We start from the raw sequence: 17,369 nt of genomic DNA on the forward strand, positions 1-17,369 counted from the left end.
ACGATAAACAAGTTTGACGTCAGGTCGGGATGAACTTCAGCCCCTCGACGCGGATCCGCGTCACCGGGGCGTTCACCACGTCCAGGGCCTCGATCTCGGTGATGGCCGCATTCATCTCGCGCTCGATCACACGCTGCGTCAGAAGAATGATATCAGCATCCACCATACCCTCCAGCGGCTCCTTCTGCACGAAGGCCTCGATGCTGATGCCGCGGGAGCCCAGGATGCGCGTGATCTCGGCCAGCACGCCCGGCTTGTCGCTGGCGTTCATGCGCAGGTAGTAGGCCGTCTCGACCTCCTCGATGGGCAGGATCGGCGCGTCGGAGAGCGCGTCCGGCTGGAAGGCCAGGTGGGGCACCCGGTTCTCGGGATCGGAGGTGAGCGTGCGCACCACGTCCACCAGGTCGGCCACCACCGCCGAGGCCGTGGGTTCGGCGCCGGCACCGGCGCCGTAGTACATGGTGGGCCCGACGGCATCGCCGAACACCAGCACCGCATTCATCACGCCGTCGACGTTGGCGATGAGGCGGCGGTGCGGCACCAGGGTCGGGTGCACACGCAGCTCGAAGCCCCTGGGCGTGCGGCGCGCCACGCCCAGGTGCTTGATGCGATACCCCAGCTCGCCGGCGAAGGCCACGTCCTCACTGGTGATGCGGGTGATGCCCTCGGTGTAGACCTTCTCGAACTGCAGCGGGATGCCGAAGGCGATGGAGGCCAGGATGGTGAGCTTGTGGGCGGCGTCGATGCCCTCCACGTCGAACACCGGGTTGGCCTCGGCATAGCCCAGGGCCTGGGCCTCGCGCAGCACGTCGTCGAAGTCGCGGCCCTTGTCGCGCATCTCGGTGAGGATGAAGTTGCCGGTACCGTTGATGATACCGGCCAGCCACTGGATGCGGTTGCCCGCCAGGCCCTCGCGGATCGCCTTGATGATGGGAATGCCCCCTGCCACGGCTGCCTCGAAGGCCACCATCACACCCTTTTCCTGGGCGCGGGCGAAGATCTCGTTGCCATGCAGGGCGATCAGGGCCTTGTTGGCCGTGACCACGTGCTTGCCGTTGTCGATGGCCTGCATCACCAGCTCGCGGGCGAGATCGTAACCGCCGATCAGCTCGACGATGATCTGCACGCTCGGGTCGTTCACCACCTCGAAGGGGTCGTCGGTGAGCGAGATATCGCTGGTGTCACAGATGCGCTCGCGCGAGAGATCGCGCGCCGAGGCGTGCGTGACCACGATGCCGCGACCGGCACGGCGGGCGATCTCCTCGGCATTGCGCCTCAGCACGTTGACGGTCCCGCCGCCCACCGTGCCCAGGCCCAGCAGGCCTACTTTGACCGGTTCCAAAGAATTGCTCCCAATCTTGCGTTAATCGGTTTCCAGCAGGCCGTCGTTGCGGAACATCTGGCGGATGCCGCGCAGGGCCTGGCGAGTGCGGTGTTCGTTCTCGATCAGGCTGAAGCGCACGTGATCGTCGCCATACTGGCCGAAGCCGACACCGGGCGAGACCGCCACCCTGGCCTCCTTGAGGAGTTTCTTGGAGAACTCCAGCGAGCCCATCTCGACGTAGGGCTCCGGAATGCGGGCCCAGACGAACATGGTGGCCTTCGGTTTCTCGACCTGCCAGCCGATGCCGTTGAGGCCATCACAGAGCACGTCGCGGCGCTTCAGGTACAGCTTGCGGATGTCCTCGACACAGTCCTGCGGTCCTTCCAGGGCGGTGATCGCCGCCACCTGGATGGGCGTGAAGGTGCCGTAGTCGAGGTAGGACTTCATGCGCGCCAGGGCCGCGACCAGGGTCTTGTTGCCGCACATGAAGCCCACGCGCCAGCCCGGCATGTTGTAGGTCTTGGACAGGGAGTAGAACTCCACCGCCACGTCCTTGGCCCCCGGCACCTGCAGGATCGACGGCGCCTTGTAGCCGTCGAAGACGATCTCGGCATAGGCGATGTCGTGCACCACCCAGATCTGGTGTTCGCGCGCGATGGCCACCACCTTCTCGAAGAAATCCAGCTCCACGCACTGCGCGGTGGGATTGCCCGGGAAGTTCAGGATCAGCATCTTCGGCCTGGGCCAGGAGTCCTTGATGGCCTTCTCCAGCTCGGCGAAGAAGTCCACGTCCGGGGTCATGGCCACGTGGCGGATGTCGGCCCCGGCGATCACGCAGCCGTAGGGGTGGATCGGATAGGCCGGATTCGGCACCAGCACCGCATCGCCCGGCCCCAGGGTGGCCAGCGCCAGGTGCGCCAGGCCCTCCTTGGAGCCGATGGTGACGATGGCCTCGGACTCGGGGTCGAGCTCCACGTCGTACTCGCGCTTGTACCAGGTGGCGATGGCGCGACGCAGGCGCGGGATGCCGCGCGAGACCGAGTAGCGGTGGGTGTCGCCGCGCTGGGCCGCCTCCACCAGCTTGTCGACGATGTGCTGGGGCGTGGGCTGGTCCGGGTTACCCATGCCGAAATCGATGATGTCCTCGCCCCGGGCCCGGGCCTTGGCCTTCAGATCGTTGACGATATTGAAGACGTAAGGAGGCAGTCGCTTGATTCTGGGAAACTCGTCTATCACCGTGATTTATCCACAAAAGGTCGGGCCCGGGGTAAACGGGCAACATTACTGACGCCGGGAAATGCTGTCAATTGCGCCGACCGGGGCGATGCGCTGCGCTATAATGCGCGCTTGCGACCGCAACCGTCGGAAATGGCAATGAAATTCACACAGGAATTCGGCGCGGGCACCTACGCGATCACGGCCTACGCCAGCGGGCAGATCCGGGTGAACGAGACGGTACACACCACCAGTCTCATTATCGCACCGGCACGGCTCGATACGGAATGGGCGCCGGAGGTTTTTGAGGACCTGAACACGGAAACCCTGGCCCCCCTGCTCGCCTGGGAGCCCGAGATCCTGGTGCTGGGTACCGGCGAGTCTCAGCGCTTCCCTGCCCCGGAGGTGTTCCGGCTGTTCCGTGAACAGGGCATCGGGCTGGAGGTGATGGACACGGGCTCGGCCTGCCGGACCTACAACATCCTGATGGCCGAGGGCCGTCACGTGATGGCCGCCCTGTTGCAGATCTGAGGGGCCTTCGCCCTACTCGTGCAGCAGGTTCTCCTCGGAGAAGCCGCGGCTCTCCAGGATCTTGCGCAGGCGCTTGAGGGCATCCATCTGGATCTGGCGCACCCGCTCCCGGGTCACGCCCAGCTCGTTGCCCACCTCTTCCAGCGTGCAGCGCTCGTAGCCGTGCAGGCCGAAGCGGCGCACGATCACCTCGCGCTGCTTCTCGTCCAGCTCCATCAGCCAGTGGTCCACGTAGTCGTGCACGTCCTGGTCCTGGATCAGTTCGGCGGGCTCGGGCATGTGCTCGTCGGGGATCACGTCCAGCAACGGACGATCGCTGTCCTTGCCGATGGGCAGATCCACCGAGGTGGCGCGCTCGCTCAGGTTCAGCAGGCGCTTCACGTCGTCCGGCGACTTGTTCAGCTCGCGGGCGACCTCGTCCGGGGTGGGCTCGTGTTCCAGCTCCTGCGCCAGGCGCCGGGCGGTACGCAGGTAGCTGTTGAGTTCCTTGATGACGTGGATGGGCAGGCGGATGGTGCGCGTCTGGTTCATCAGCGCACGCTCGATGGTCTGGCGTATCCACCAGGTCGCGTAGGTGGAGAAGCGGAAGCCGCGCTCCGGGTCGAACTTCTCCACGGCGCGGATCAGACCGAGGTTCCCCTCCTCGATCAGGTCCAGCAGGGCGAGACCGCGATTCATGTAGCGCCGCGCGATCTTCACCACCAGACGCAGGTTGCACTCGATCATCTTGCGCCGGCCCGACTCGTCGCCCTTGCGGGCCAGGCGCGAGTAATAGACTTCTTCCTCGGGGGTTAGCAGCGGGGAGTATTCGATCTCGCTCAGATAGAGGCGCGTGGCATCGAGCTCACGCTTGGGGACATCGCCGGCCGCATAGACCTTTTTTTCGTCCTCAACACCCTCGTCTGGCGTGTCCGGGACGTCCGCCTGTGCATTGAGGTCGAGCTCGGACTCTGCCTGCTCCTCGTCCTCGGGCTCATCGACATGCTCGTCCTTCACATCGTCGTCCATGCCACGAGGCATGCCCTTCTTCAGCCGGGTCGATTCCTTCTTCCTGCGCTGCTTGGACGGCATTGCAGTTCAGCTCCCATGGTGGCGGTGGCTTGCGACTAACGTGCGGGAAGGTATTTCAGGGGATCGACCGGCCGACCGTCACGCCGTATCTCGAAGTGCAGCATGACGCGATCGGTTCCGGTATCGCCGAGTTTCGCGATCTGCTGACCGGCCTCGACGATGTCACCCTCCTTCACCAGCAAACTGCTGTTGTGCGCGTAGGCACTCAGATAATTCTTGTTATGGTTGATGATGATAAGCTGGCCGTATCCGAGAAGTCCACTCCCGCTGTAGACCACCTCGCCCCCCGCCGTGGCCATCACCGGCTGCCCCTTTTTACCACTGATGGCAATGCCCTTCTTGCCGGCATTTTCCTGCGAAAACCGGCGTATCACCTCACCATCGGTGGGCCATATCCAGCGACTCGGCGCCGGTGCCGCGGCCATCTTGCCCGTGGTGGTGGTGACGGTCGGTCGGGAGACGGATGCGGTCGATGCCGGTGCCGATGGGCGCGTCGTCGTCGGCTCGCGCGGCGCACTGCTGGTCGTGTTGGCAGCGGCGGCACGCCGGCTGCGTTCGGCCTGGGCCTGCATCGGATTCATGATCAGGCGCTGACCGGGATAGATGGTGTACGGCGGACCGATGCCGTTCCACTGGGCGAGTTCCTTGTGATCGAGCTTGAAACGCCAGGCGATGGAATAGAGCGTGTCGCCACGCCGTACGGTGTAGTGATCGGGATAGAGCAGGCGGGAACCGCTGGTACTGCACCCGGCCAGCAGCAGGAGCATCAATCCACAGGCGAGAATGCGTAGCGCGCGTTTCATCCCTGCGCCAGCGTAACGAACAATACGGCCAGAACCAACAGGATCACCGAGATCCAGCCAAACCATTCGATGTAACGGCGCACGATGGGAATCATGCTCGGCCCGAGGGTGATGATGAGTACGGCCTCGAGAAAGAAGCGCAGCCCGCGGCCGACAAAGGAGGCCAGCAGAAAGGGCAGCAATGCCAGAGAGAGGGCACCCGCGGTCACGGTAAAGAGCTTGTAGGGGATGGGCGAGAAACCGGCCACCAGTACGAACCATACCCCCCAGGAGGCGAAGGCCGTCTTCACCTCGTCGAGCCGCGGGCCGTAGCCGAGTTCGTGGATCCATGGCTCGATGGCCTCGAAGGCGAGGTAACCGATGAGATAGCCGAACAGGCCGCCCGCCACCGAGGCCAGGGTGGTGATGAGGGCATAGCGATAGCCCCGTTCCGGCTGCGCCGCGATCATGGGGATGAGCATCACGTCCGGCGGGACGGGAAAGAACGACGACTCGGCGAAGCTCAGGCCGGCCAGGTAGCGTGGCGCATGCCGGTGGGCGGCCAGTCGCATGGCCCAGTCGTAGAGCCGCCCGAAGAGCATCAGCGCACCTCGCCCTGGCAGAAGGGCACGAAGCTCACCGCCTCCACCTCCTGGCGCTCGACGACCTGTCCCTTGCGCTCCAGCAGGCACAGTCGCTGCCCCTGCCCTTCCGCCAGCGGGATGAGCATGCGCCCGCCATCGGCGAGCTGTTCCAGCAGGGCCTGCGGGATCTCGTCGGCCGCCGCCGTGGCGATGATGGCATCGAAGGGGGCCTGCTCGGGCCAGCCCCAGGTGCCGTCGGTGTGGCGCATGAAGAAATTGCGGTAACCCAGGCGATGCACCAGGTCGCGGGTGCGCAGATGCAGGTCGCGGATGCGCTCGACGCTGTAGACCTTCTCCACCAGTTGGGCGAGGATCGCGCCCTGGTAGCCCGAGCCGGTACCGATCTCCAGCACCCGGCGCACGGGCTGTTCGCCGGCCAGCAGGATCTCGGTCATGCGCGCCACGGTATAGGGCTGGGAGATGGTCTGGCGAAAGCCGATGGGCAGGGCCGTGTCCTCGTAGGCGCGGCTGGAGAGGGCCTCATCCACGAACAGGTGGCGCGGGGTCTGCCGCATCACCTCCAGCACGCGTTCGTTGCGTATCCCCCGTTCCCGCAGGCGCTCCACCAGGCGGTCGCGCGTACGCTGGGAGGTCATGCCGATACCTCGGCGGCTCACATCATCGATCAAAGAATGTCCCCCAGCCAGTCACCCACGGTGTCCAGCGCCTTGTGGCGTGTCAGATCCACCTGCAGCGGGGTGACGGCGATATACCCCTGTGCAATGGCATGAAAATCGGTCCCCGGTCCCGCATCGGCCTCGGGACCCGCCGGACCGATCCAGTAGATGGGGCGCCCGCGCGGGTCCGTACCGCGCACCACCGACTCCGACTTGTGCCGGTAGCCGAGTCGCGTGGAACGAAAGCCGCGCACCTGCTCCCAGGGGATATCCGGCACGTTGACGTTGAGAATCGTGTCCGAGGGCAGCGGGCGCGCCTGCATGCGCGCGAGCAGCAGCATGGCAGCGCGCGCGGCGGTCGCGAAATGCCGGCCCTCGAAGGAGGTCAGCGAGACGGCCATGGCCGGCAGGCCGAGGAAGCGCCCCTCCATGGCGGCGGCCACCGTCCCCGAATACAGCACGTCGTCGCCCAGGTTGGCACCGAGATTGATGCCGGAGATCACCATGTCCGGCTCCTCCTCCATCAGCCCGGTGATGGCCACGTGCACGCAGTCGGTAGGCGTGCCGTTGACGGCGATGAAGCCGCTGGGCTGTGTGGTGGCGCGCAGGGGGCGGTCCAGCGTGAGCGAGTTGCTGGCGCCGCTACGGTCGCGATCGGGCGCGACCACCGTGACGCGGGCTACCTGGGCAAGCGCCCGGGCGAGCTCGGCGAGTCCCGGGGCCTGGTAGCCGTCATCGTTGCTGACGAGGATGTGCATGAAGATCCGGCCTTGATATCAGGGTGTTAATATACTGGAATGAATCCGGGCCGCCCATAGTTCTGACCGCCCATTCCCCCGGCCACCGGAACCGACATGACCGATGACGACGACAATCCGAACGATGGCGACATCCACCTCTTTCGCCAACTGATGGGCGAAGAAGTGGCGCCGTTGCGCCACGACAAGGTGGAACCCCCGCCCTCGCGCCCGGCGCCGCGACCGGCACAGCTGATGGCCGACGAGGCGCGCGTGCTGGATGACATGCTCTCCGACGACTACGACCCGAGCGAACTGCAGCCGGGCGACATGCTGGCCTTCTGCCGGCCCGGGCTGAAGAAGACCCACTACCGCAAGCTGCGCCGGGGCGAATACGCCCAGGCCGCCGAGCTCGACCTGCACGGACTGACCGTGCCGCTGGCCCGCGAGGCCCTGGTCACCTTCCTCGACGAATGCCGGCGCCTCGACGCGCGCTGCGTGCGCATCATCCACGGCAAGGGCCTGCGCTCCAGCAACCAGGGGCCGGTACTCAAGATCATGGTCAACCGCTGGCTGCGCCAGCGCGACGAGGTGCTGGCCTTCTGCTCGGCGCGGCCGGTGGATGGCGGCACCGGCGCGGTCTACGTGCTGCTGCGCCGCTGGCGTGGCACCGGTGATTAAGTCACCGACCCCCTGCCCCGTCCGGCCGTAAGCTCTGCGCAACGACCCTTTCTGCCTGACCAACCGTCGAGGTGATTCACATGTACAAGAAGATGCTTCCCGCTCTGCTGCTGGTCGCCGCCCTGCCGGTGGCCGCCGACAACCATGGCCAGCAGGCCGCCATGCCCGACGTCGCCGAGGCCCGCGCCCTGGTGAAACAGTTCGGCGGCACGCTCAAGGGTGAGCTGGTCTCCGCCATGAAGGCCGAAGGGCCGGTGGCCGCCATCGAGGTGTGCAACACCCGCGCCCCCGAGATCGCCGACAGCCTCTCGCAGGACGGCTGGAAGGTGGCCCGCACCTCGCTCAAGACCCGTAACGACAACAACAACCCGGACGCCTGGGAAAAGGCCGTGCTGGAACGCTTCGAGCAGCAGAAGGCGGAAGGCAAGGACGTGGCCACGCTGGAATACAGCGAGGTGGTGGATACCGCGCACGGCACCGAGTTCCGCTACATGAAGGCCATCGGCACCGAGGCCGCCTGCCTCACCTGCCACGGCAGCAAGATCAGCGAGCCGGTGAAGGCCCGCCTGGACGCGCTCTACCCGAACGACCGCGCACGCGGCTTCAGCGAGGGCGACATCCGCGGCGCCTTCACCCTGCGCCACAGCATGTAACCCGCCCGGACGCCGGCGCGCGAGGCCAGACATCCGGCCAGCTATCCGGCTAGAGTTCGTTCTCCCCCTCGGCACGCTGTGCATCGCGCAGCGTGCCGAGTTCTCTCAGCACCGCCGTGGCATAGGCCCCGGCCGGCAGGGTGAAGGCCAGCTGCAGCGTATCGGCCGCCAGCCACGCGTGCTCCACGTCCGCCAGGCGCAGGCGCAGGGCGCGCCGCTCCTGCCTCAGCCCGGCCGCCTCGAGCCCGGCACACAGCGCCTGCCACTCCCCGGCCACCGCGGTCTCCAGCGCGGCCACCGCGCCCGTCGATTCCAGCGCCCCCGCCCCCCAGAGCGGGCCGGTCGGGTGCACATCCAGTTCGGCATGGCGACGGCGCAGGGTGTCGTCGATGACCGGCGCCTGGAACCAGCTGTGCGTACCGTCGAGCATCAGCAGCTCACCGTCCAGCGGCCGGTCCCAGGTCCCGTCCCGCAGGCGCCGGTCCAGCACCTGGTTGAACACCCAGGAACGGGCTGCCGAGAGATACAGGCCACGGCGCTTGCGGTCGGGCTCGCGTAGACGCCCCTCGAACAGGGCCACGGCCCGGTCCAGATTGCCACGACCGCGACCGAAACGCTGCTCGCCGAAGTAATTGGGCACGCCGTGGGCGGTCAGCGCGGCCAGGCCCTCGGCCAGTGCCTGCGCATCGCCCTGGCAGTCGCGCAGCACGAGCGTGAAGTGGTTCCCGCTGAGGCTGCCGGTACGGATCTTGCGCCGCCCGCGCGTGGCCTCGAGGACCCGGATACCCGATGGCAGGCCCGACTGCCAGTCGGCCGGCGGGTCCTTGGGGGCGTGGACGCTGAACCACTGCGTGGTGACGGCATGGCGGTCCTTGAGGCCGGCATAGCCGACCCCGCGCGGCGGCACGCCGATGGCCCGCGCCAGGGCGCGGCCGACGAAATCCGTGTTCTCGCCGGTCTTCTCCACCTGCAGCCAAAGGTGTTCCCCCTCGCCTTCGGCGGTGTAGGGCAGGATCTCGTCGACGCGAAAGTCGTCGGGCTGCTGGCGGATGATGCCGGCCGTCAGCGCCGGTGCCCGCCAGCGCGCCCAGTCGGTGGTCCATGGCTCCCGGAGATCGCTCATGCGTCCTGCCCCGGCTTAACCGCGACGTTGTCGCGCAGGTAGACGGGCTGGGCCGCCTCGGCCGGCAGGCAGTCGCCCTGGGCATAGGCCCGGGCCGCGAGCCGCTGCATCGCCCGGGCAGCGGGCAGGACATCGGGCAGGGTCCGCGCGAGCCTGCCGCCCAGGCGTGCCTGCAGGGCCTCGGCATGCGCGGCAAAGCCGCTGCCGACGCCGACCCAGCCCGCGTCGCCAGCTTCATCCCCACCTTCCCCCGGGGGCAGCGGCACGGCCCCGGGGGCACAGACGACCTCCTCGCCGACCGGTTCGGCCACCCCGTCGGCGGCACGCCGGTAACAGCCCCAGTAGACCTCGCCCATGCGCGCATCCAGGGCCGCCATCACCCGCTCCGCCCCCTGCTCGTCCATCACCTGCTGGGCCATGGTCGCCAGGGTGGAGACCGGGATCACGGGCAGCCCGGCCCCGAGCGCGAGACCCTGGGCCACGCCGGCGGCGATGCGCAGGCCGGTGAAGGCACCGGGGCCGCGGCCGAAGGCGATGGCGTCGAGATCGGCGGCCGCCAGGCCCGCCGCAGCCAGCAGCTCGCCGGCCATGGGCAGGATGAGCTCGGTATGGCGGCGCGGCGCGAGTTCGAAGCGACTCGATGCCGCATCGTCGAGAAACAGTGCGGCGGAACAGGCGTCGGTGGCGGTGTCGATGGCGAGGATCTTCATCAGGCGGTCCTGTCGGTGGCTTCGCGGCCGGCGAGCTCGCCGACGGTGAAGAAGGCGGTCACGTCGTCGTGATCCCGGGTGACAGGGACCGGCGGCAGGCTGTCGAGGAAGATGCGCCCATACTGCTTGGTGCGCAGGCGCGGGTCGCAGAGCATCAGCACGCCGCGGTCGGCGGCGTCGCGGATCAGCCGGCCCACCCCCTGTTTCAGGGTAATCACCGCCTGCGGCAGCTGGTAGTCCATGAAGGGGTTGCCGCCGCCGCTGCGGATGGCATTGAGACGGGCCTGCAGCACCGGGTCGCCCGGCGAGGCGAAGGGCAGCTTGTCGATGATGACGCAGCTCAGGGCCTCGCCGCGCACGTCCACGCCCTCCCAGAAGCTGCTGGTGCCGAGCAGCACGGCATTGCCCAGGGCGCGAAAGCGCTCGATCAGCTCGCCGCGCGGCATGTCGCCCTGGATCAGCAGCGGGAACGGCAGCCGCCCCTCCAGGAGCTCGGCCGCCTCGCGCAGGGCGCGGTGGCTGGTGAACAGCATGAAGCAGCGCCCGCGGCTGGCACGGATCACGGGCAGGGCCGCCTCCACCACCGCGCGGGTATAGCCCGGGTCGTTGGGATCCGGCAGGCCGTTCGGCAGATACAGCAGGGCGTTGCGGGCATAGTCGAAGGGGCTGTCGAGCTGCAGGGTCTTGGCCTCGGACAGGCCCAGCTGCGAGGCGAAGTGGTCGAAGCGCTCGCCCACCGCCAGGGTGGCCGAGGTGAAGATCCAGGCGCAGGGATGGGCCGCCAAGCGACTGTGGAAGAGCTCGGCCACGTCCAGCGGCGTGATGTTCAGGGTGAAGGCGCGGGTGAAGGTCTCGTACCACTGGATGGCGCGATCGTCCGGGGACTTGAGCCGCTCGAGCCGCTGTTGCGCCAGGTGGGCACGGCGCAGGCAGGCCTCCAGGCCCTTGCCGCGCTCGGCGCCGAGCTCCAGCGCCCCGGTCAGCGCCGCCAGGCAGTCGCCCAGCTGCTCCAGGCCGTCGGCCACGTCGGGCTTGTGGCGGATGCGCTCCCAGGGCTCGCGCTGCCCGGCACGGCCCAGGGCCAGGCGCAGGTCGAGCGTGGCCTTCTCCAGGCCCGCAGCGTGCGTGCGGATGGCCTCCATGTCCGGGGCCTCGTTGTGACTCTCGCTGGTGCTGTCGCGGCCGAGTTCGAGCAGCTGGCGGCTGCCCAGGGTCTGGCCGAAGAAGACCGAGGCGATCTCCGGCAGCTGGTGGGCCTCGTCGAGGATCACGGCATTGGCGCTGGGCAGCAGCTCGCCGAAGCCCTCCTCCTTCAGCGCCAGGTCGGCAAAGAAGAGGTGGTGGTTGATCACCACCACGTCGGCCTCCTGCGCGGCGCGGCGGGCCTGCACCACGTGGCAGCGGCTGTAGTCCTCGCAGTCCTGGCCGAGGCAGTTGTCGACCGTGGAGGTCACCTGCGACCAGATCTCGGCGTTCTCCGCCACCCCGCTCACCTCGCCGATGTCGCCGGAGCGCGTGACGCCCACCCACTCGCGGATCTGGCGCAGCTCGGCCACCTGCTGGCGGTCGCGCAACCGCCCCTCGGCCACGGTGGCGCGAAAGCGGTGCAGGCAGAGGTAGTTGGAACGCCCCTTCAGCAGGGCGCACTGGGCATTCACGCCCAGCGCCTTGCGCACCAGGGGGAGGTCCTTGTGAAAGAGCTGGTCCTGCAGGGTCTTGGTGCCGGTGGAGACGATCACCTTGCCGCCCGAGAGCAGCGCCGGCACCAGGTAGGCGAAGGTCTTGCCCACGCCCGTGCCGGCCTCGGCGATGAGCATGGCGTAATCACCCAGGGCCCGTTCCACGGCCGCGGCCATGGCCTGTTGCTGCGGGCGGGCCTGGAAGCCCTGCAGCAGCGTGGCGAAGGGGCCCTGCGGCCCCAGGGCGTCGTGGGCGTCGAGGTCCACGTCAGCGCCCCTGCAGCTCGGCCGCGCGCCGCATCGCCGCCTCGAAACCGACCTGGTCGTTCTGCTGCCGCCGGGCCTCGGCGATCAGGCGCCAGTTGACGCTCTGGATGGCGCGGTTGTCGCCGGCCAGGCGATTGGCCTTGCCGGCCAGGGCCTCGGCCTGGGCGTAGTCGCCCTGCTGCAGCCGGGCCGCCGCCAGGCGCTGCCAGATGCGGGGATTGCGCGGCTCGATGCGCAGCGCCCGCTCGAGCTCGGCGATGGCGGCATCCGGCTCGCCGGCCCGCCGCCGCGCGTCGGCGGCGGCGACCAGGCTGGCGGCGGCAGGCGATAGCTCGTGGGCGGCCGACGCATCCGCCGGCGCCGGTCGAAACGCCGGACTCGCCCCCGTGCCCGGGTCGCGCGGGCCGACGGGCGGCGCCGTGGCACAGCCGGCCACAAGGAGGACCAGCAGGGCCAGCGGCCCGACGAGACGGCTTGGGATGAGGGTCGGTTTCATGCTGCGCGCAGTTTACACAGGACGGCCGATGCCCGCGACAGGCAGCGGCGCCGGCCGGTCAGTCGAAGACGCCGCGGAACCAGCGCCGGATCGAGCCGCCCAGGCCGGCCGCGCAGTCGGCCCGGCCGGCGGGTTCCGAGCCCACCACGAAGGGCACCCACTCGGCCCCCGGACAATGCTCCCCGGTGGCCAGGCCACTGGCGGGATCGACCGGCACCCAGGTGACGTTCCCGGGCCGCAGGGGCGAGAGCGGGCGCGTGGGGATGCTGCCCATGAGTTCGGCCCACACAGGCAGGGCCCCGGTGGCGCCGGTCAGTCCTGCCGGCTGGTTGTCGTCGCGGCCGATCCAGGTGACGGCCACGTGGCTGTCGGTATAACCCGCGAACCAGCTGTCGCGCAGGTCGTCCGTGGTGCCGGTCTTGCCCGCCACCGGGAGTGTCTCCGGCAGCAGCCGCTGCAGCGAGGTGGCCGTGCCGCGACGCGTCACCTCGTGCAGGGCCGTGGTGACGAGGTAGGTCGCGGCAGGGTCCGCAGCTTCCTCAATCTCGAGGGCGTAGCGCTGCAGGGTATCGCCGTTGCGGTCCATGACCTGGCGGATGGCGCGCAGGGGTGCGCGGTAGCCGCCGGCGGCCAGGGTCTGGTACATCTGGGTGACCTCCAGCGGCGAGAGCTCCACCGCCCCGAGCAGCATGGAGGGATAGGGATTGATGGGACGGTCCACGCCCAGCGCACGCACCCGATCGGCGATGGCGTCCAGCCCCAGTGCCAGGCCCAGCCGCGCGCTGGAGACGTTGTAGGAGTTCACCAGCCCGTCGAGCAGGGTCACCTCGCCATGGTGCTCGCCGTCGTAGTTGCCCGGCGTCCAGTCCTGGTCGGCCGTAAGCGTCACCGTGAGCGGCCCGTCGTCGACGCGCGTCATCAGGGTGTAGTCCGCGGGCCGCGACAGGGCCTCGAGATAGATCGCCGGCTTGATCAGCGAGCCGATGGGCCGACGCGCCGTGAGCGCCCGGTTGAAGCCCGCATAGCGCGGGTCGCGACCCCCCACCACCGCCAGCAGCTCGCCCTGCCCCGCCGCCACCACGGTGGCGGCCTGCAGCGTGCCGGCCGCCAGGCGGTAGTCGGCCTCGATGCGCGACAGGCGCGTCTCGACCGCCCGTTCGGCGGCCAGCTGGACGGCCGGGTCCATGTTGGTGAAGATGAACAGCCCCTCGCTGCGCAGGTCCTCCTCGCGGTAGTCGCGCCTGAGCTGCTCGCGTACCACGTCGAGGTAGGCCGGGAACGGCGTGACGCCGGAGGGTGGCGAGTCCACCACGTCCAACCCGCGGCCGCGGGCCGAGGCCAGCTCGGCGTCCGTCAGCCGCCCCTGTTCGTGCAGGAGGTCGAGCACGAGGTTGCGCCGCGCCAGTGCGCGCTCGGGGTGACGGCGCGGGTCGTAGTAGGAGGCGCCCTTGACGATGGCGACCAGCAGGGCCACCTGGTGCGGCGCCAGCCGGTCGAGACGACGCTGGAAGTAGAACTCGCTGGCGAGGCCGAAGCCGTGGATCGAGCGCGCCCCGTCCTGGCCGAGATAGATCTCGTTGAGATAGGCCTCGAGGATGGCATCCTTCTCGTAGTGCCACTCCAGCAACAGGGCCATGATGGCCTCGTTGAACTTGCGCGTGAGGGTGCGCTCGTTGCTCAGGTAGAAGTTCTTCACCAGCTGCTGGGTGATGGTGCTGCCGCCCTGCACCGCCCGTCCGGCGCGCAGGTTGGCGAGCGCCGCGCGCGCGATGGACGTCGGGCTCAGGCCATGGTGTTCGTAGAACTGCCGGTCCTCCACCGCGAGCAGCGCCGCCACCAGCAGGGGCGGCACCTCGTCCAGGCGCACCAGCAGACGGTCCTCATTGTGCACCGGATAGATGTTGGCGATGAGCAGGGGTTCGACACGGGCCAGGGCCAGCGGCTCGCCGCTGATGGCATGGTTGAGGGCCTGCACCCGGCCGTCCCGCAGGGTCAGGCTCAGGGCATGGGCCGGCTCGGCATCGGCGGCAAAGGCGAAGCCGCGGGTATGCAGCAGGAAGTGCCCGCCGCTGCGCCGGAACTCGCCCGGGTTCTGCGGCCGCGCCACGCGCCGGTAGTGCAGGAGCTCCAGTTCGCGCTGCAGCGCATCGGGCGTCAGCAGCTGTCCGGCATGCAGCTCCAGCGGGCGCGCAAACACCCGCGCCGGCAACGCCCAGCGCTTGCCCTCGAAGTGATGGCGCACGGAATAGTCGAGCCAGACCACGTAACCGGCCAGCAGCACGGCCAGCAGGGCCGCGGTGCGCAGGGCGTAGCGGCGCCAGTTCGACGGCCGCCGGCCGGGCGGTGACTTGCGCGGCGGGTTGTTCCGGCGCCGCGGTTTCGCGGTTTTCTTCCTGGGTGGCATGGATCGGTGTCGGGTTATCCAGTGGTGACCGCGCCGGGGCTATCGTGCGGCATAGTAGCCGAAGACCTTGCGCAGCAGTGCCGTCGTGCGGGCCACCGGCTGTTCACGGATACGGCCCTCTTCCTCGGCGATATAGAGGAACAGGCCGTCCAGCGCCCGCCGGGTGACGTAGGCATCGAGGTCCTGCAGTTCGGGACTGAGCATGGACTTCAGCATGCCGGTGCGGTCGATCATGTCCTTGTAGGCCTGGGTCACGCCGACGCTGTCGGTCTGTCGCGCCACCACGGGCAGAAAGACGGCATAGAGTTCATCCCCGGCATGCTGGCGGAAATAGGTCGTGGCGGCATCGTCCGGGCCGCGCACGATGCCCAGGGCATCCTCCAGCGTCATCGCCCGGAGCGCCCGGGCGAAGATCGCCGTGGCATAGGGTACCGACTCCTCCGCCGCGCGATTGAGGGACTGTTCAAACTCCCGCACATGGCGTTCCTGGCCGAGCCGTTCCAGCGTGCCGGCCACGCGCGCGAGCTCGTCCGGCAGCGGGATGCGCACGCGCCGATCCGCACTGAAGGCGCCCTCACGACCCAGCTGGGTGGTGGCGCGCGTGACCCCCTGCGACAGGGCCTCGCGCAGGGCATCGGCGACCTCCTGCTGCGTCGGCTGCACGGACGTCCCTGCGACGGTGGCGGGCAGCCTCACCGGCATATCCAGACAGGCCGTCAGCAGCAGGGCCGGCAGGCCTGCCAGGACCCATCGCCATTGGCGCCAGAGGTGCATTTTCTTTATCCTTTTCGGCTTTCCGCCGCCCATGACCATCGAGCCAGTATAATGTCCGACGCCATCGACACCCAGCGCCGCCTCATCGAGGCCCTGAAGCATCCCGGTGCGTACCCGCACCCCGTGACCGGCGTCGAGGAGATCCAGACCCACATCTCCACCGTGCTGCTGACGGGCGATTACGCCTACAAGCTCAAGAAGCCGCTGGACCTCGGCTTTCTCAACTTCGCCACCCTGACCGACCGCAAGCGCTACTGTGAGGAGGAGCTGCGACTCAACCGCCGGCTCGCCCCCAGTCTCTATCTCGATGTCGTCGCCTTCACCGGCAGCCCGGAGTCACCCGGCTTCGACGGCGAGGGCGAGGCCTTCGAATACGCCGTGAAGATGCGCCAGTTCGACCAGGACACCCTGCTCGACCGCGTGCTCGCGCGCGGCGAGCTGAGCCTTGCACGCATGGAGGAGATCGCCGACCGCGTGGCCGTCTTCCACGCCGGGGCGGCCGTGGCCGGTGACGACTTGCCCTTCGGCACCAGCGAGGCGGTGTACGCGCCCATGGCGCAGAACTTCGAACAGCTCGCCCCGCTCATCACCGACCCCGAGCAGCAGGCCCAGCTCGAACGCCTGGCGGCGTGGACGCGGGCGCGCTTCGAGGAGCTCCGCCCCCTGCTCGATGCACGCAAGCGCGACGGCTTTGTTCGCGAGTGCCACGGCGACATGCACCTGGGCAACATGGCCCTGATCGACGGGGAACTCGCCATCTTCGACGGCATCGAGTTCAACGACTACTTCCGCTGGATCGACGTGATGAGCGAGATCGCCTTCCTGGTGATGGACCTCGACGATCGCGGCGCCCACACCCACGCCCGTCACGTGCTGAACCACTACCTCGAACGCTCCGGCGACTACGAGGGCCTGCGCCTGCTGCGGTTCTACCAGGTCTACCGCGCCATGGTGCGCGCCAAGGTCTCGAGCATCCGCCTGTCCCAGGGCGGCCTGTCCGACGAGGAGCGCGCACGCATCCTGAAGGCCTACCAGGGCTATGCCGATCTGGCCGAGCACTACACCACCCTGCACCGCCCGGGCATCGCCATCACCTATGGCCTCTCCGGTTCGGGCAAGACCACCGTCTCCCAGGCCCTGGTCGACGACCTAGGCGCAATCCGCCTGCGCTCGGACGTCGAGCGCAAGCGCCTGTTCGGGCTGTCGCCCGAGGCGGACTCCAGGTCCGCCGTCAACGCCGGCATCTACACCGCCGAGGCCACGCAACGCACCTATGACCGCCTGCGCGAACTCTGCGGCGTGCTGGCCGAATCGGGCTTTCTCGCCGTGGCCGACGCCACCTTCCTCAAGCGGGCCCAGCGCCGGGCCTTTGCCGACCTGGCCGGCACGCTCGGCTGTCCCTTCCTGGTGCTGGAGCTCAGCGTGGACAACGCCGAGCTGCGCCGGCGCGTGGTGGCGCGCGCCCAGCAGGGCGGCGACGCCTCCGAGGCCGACCTCGCCGTGCTCGAACAGCAGTTCGCCAGCCGCGAGCCGCCCGAGGGCGAGGCCGTGCTCAGCCTGCGTTCCGGCGAGGACCTGCCGCTCGCGATCCTGCGGGAGCGTCTCGGCCAGTAGGCCGTCCCGCAGCGATTCAGTCCCGATTCAGCGGCAGGTCACAAACT

Annotated in this window: 17 protein-coding genes; 4 read left to right on the forward strand and 13 right to left on the reverse strand. The window is 68.7% G+C overall.

Translation table 11 applies throughout. The annotated features are described in order from the left end of the window. Positions 1-19: 19 nt before the first annotated feature. Positions 20-1,342 (reverse strand): homoserine dehydrogenase, encoded by a 1,323-nt coding sequence (locus HUJ28_10595; protein MBD3619912.1) that lies wholly within the window; start codon positions 1,340-1,342, stop codon positions 20-22. A 21-nt stretch (positions 1,343-1,363) separates the two neighbouring features. Next, a complete protein-coding gene (gene alaC, locus HUJ28_10600) occupies positions 1,364-2,560 on the reverse strand; it encodes an alanine transaminase (protein MBD3619913.1) in 1,197 nt (398 codons plus the stop codon). A 138-nt stretch (positions 2,561-2,698) separates the two neighbouring features. On the opposite strand from alaC, the gene HUJ28_10605 reads away from it, so the two are divergent. Continuing rightward, a complete protein-coding gene (locus HUJ28_10605) occupies positions 2,699-3,070 on the forward strand; it encodes an Xcc1710-like domain-containing protein (GenBank protein ID MBD3619914.1) in 372 nt (123 codons plus the stop codon). Positions 3,071-3,082: 12 nt separating this feature from the next. Here the strand turns inward: HUJ28_10605 and rpoS are convergent, their stop codons facing one another. From rpoS to surE, 5 genes are all read right to left on the reverse strand, one after another. Beyond that, complete coding sequence (gene rpoS, locus HUJ28_10610; protein MBD3619915.1) at positions 3,083-4,090, reverse strand: RNA polymerase sigma factor RpoS; 1,008 nt, start codon at positions 4,088-4,090, stop codon at positions 3,083-3,085. A gap of 86 nt (positions 4,091-4,176) precedes the next feature. Further along, the gene (locus HUJ28_10615) at positions 4,177-4,944 is read right to left on the reverse strand and encodes a peptidoglycan DD-metalloendopeptidase family protein (GenBank protein MBD3619916.1); all 768 of its coding nucleotides are present in this window, start codon (positions 4,942-4,944) and stop codon (positions 4,177-4,179) included. Beyond that, on the reverse strand, positions 4,941-5,528 hold the full coding sequence (locus HUJ28_10620) for a DedA family protein (protein MBD3619917.1): 588 nt from the start codon (positions 5,526-5,528) through the stop codon (positions 4,941-4,943). Before HUJ28_10620 ends, HUJ28_10615 begins: the two co-directional genes overlap by 4 nt. Further along, positions 5,525-6,163, reverse strand: coding sequence for a protein-L-isoaspartate(D-aspartate) O-methyltransferase (locus tag HUJ28_10625; protein MBD3619918.1), 639 nt, complete (start codon positions 6,161-6,163; stop codon positions 5,525-5,527). Before HUJ28_10625 ends, HUJ28_10620 begins: the two co-directional genes overlap by 4 nt. Before the next feature lie 29 nt (positions 6,164-6,192). Further along, positions 6,193-6,942, reverse strand: a complete 750-nt coding sequence (gene surE, locus HUJ28_10630) for a 5'/3'-nucleotidase SurE (protein ID MBD3619919.1) — start codon at positions 6,940-6,942, stop codon at positions 6,193-6,195. Between the two features lie 96 nt (positions 6,943-7,038). On the opposite strand from surE, the gene HUJ28_10635 reads away from it, so the two are divergent. Together HUJ28_10635 and HUJ28_10640 are read left to right on the forward strand one after the other, a co-directional pair. Further along, on the forward strand, positions 7,039-7,602 hold the full coding sequence (locus HUJ28_10635; protein ID MBD3619920.1) for a Smr/MutS family protein: 564 nt from the start codon (positions 7,039-7,041) through the stop codon (positions 7,600-7,602). 92 nt (positions 7,603-7,694) lie between these two features. Then, positions 7,695-8,255, forward strand: a complete 561-nt coding sequence (locus HUJ28_10640) for a DUF3365 domain-containing protein (protein MBD3619921.1) — start codon at positions 7,695-7,697, stop codon at positions 8,253-8,255. A gap of 49 nt (positions 8,256-8,304) precedes the next feature. Here HUJ28_10640 and truD read toward each other — a convergent pair whose 3' ends face one another. The 6 genes from truD to HUJ28_10670 form a co-directional block, all read right to left on the reverse strand. After that, positions 8,305-9,378 (reverse strand): tRNA pseudouridine(13) synthase TruD, encoded by a 1,074-nt coding sequence (gene truD, locus HUJ28_10645; GenBank protein MBD3619922.1) that lies wholly within the window; start codon positions 9,376-9,378, stop codon positions 8,305-8,307. Next, the gene (gene tsaB, locus HUJ28_10650; GenBank protein MBD3619923.1) at positions 9,375-10,088 is read right to left on the reverse strand and encodes a tRNA (adenosine(37)-N6)-threonylcarbamoyltransferase complex dimerization subunit type 1 TsaB; all 714 of its coding nucleotides are present in this window, start codon (positions 10,086-10,088) and stop codon (positions 9,375-9,377) included. Before tsaB ends, truD begins: the two co-directional genes overlap by 4 nt. Then, the gene (locus HUJ28_10655; GenBank protein MBD3619924.1) at positions 10,088-11,944 is read right to left on the reverse strand and encodes an ATP-dependent DNA helicase; all 1,857 of its coding nucleotides are present in this window, start codon (positions 11,942-11,944) and stop codon (positions 10,088-10,090) included. The genes tsaB and HUJ28_10655 overlap by 1 nt, the downstream gene beginning before the upstream one ends. A 91-nt stretch (positions 11,945-12,035) precedes the next feature. Next, a complete protein-coding gene (locus HUJ28_10660; GenBank protein ID MBD3619925.1) occupies positions 12,036-12,530 on the reverse strand; it encodes a tetratricopeptide repeat protein in 495 nt (164 codons plus the stop codon). A 58-nt stretch (positions 12,531-12,588) separates the two neighbouring features. After that, a complete protein-coding gene (gene mrcB / locus HUJ28_10665; protein MBD3619926.1) occupies positions 12,589-14,934 on the reverse strand; it encodes a penicillin-binding protein 1B in 2,346 nt (781 codons plus the stop codon). A 39-nt stretch (positions 14,935-14,973) separates the two neighbouring features. Further along, entirely contained in the window at positions 14,974-15,708 is a 735-nt protein-coding gene (locus HUJ28_10670) for a DUF4197 domain-containing protein (protein ID MBD3619927.1), read from the reverse strand. A gap of 51 nt (positions 15,709-15,759) precedes the next feature. On the opposite strand from HUJ28_10670, the gene HUJ28_10675 reads away from it, so the two are divergent. Then, positions 15,760-17,322 (forward strand): AAA family ATPase, encoded by a 1,563-nt coding sequence (locus HUJ28_10675; GenBank protein ID MBD3619928.1) that lies wholly within the window; start codon positions 15,760-15,762, stop codon positions 17,320-17,322. Positions 17,323-17,369 lie beyond the last annotated feature (47 nt).

Source organism: Chromatiales bacterium (assembly GCA_014762505.1).
Classification (GTDB): Bacteria; Pseudomonadota; Gammaproteobacteria; order SpSt-1174; family SpSt-1174; genus SpSt-1174.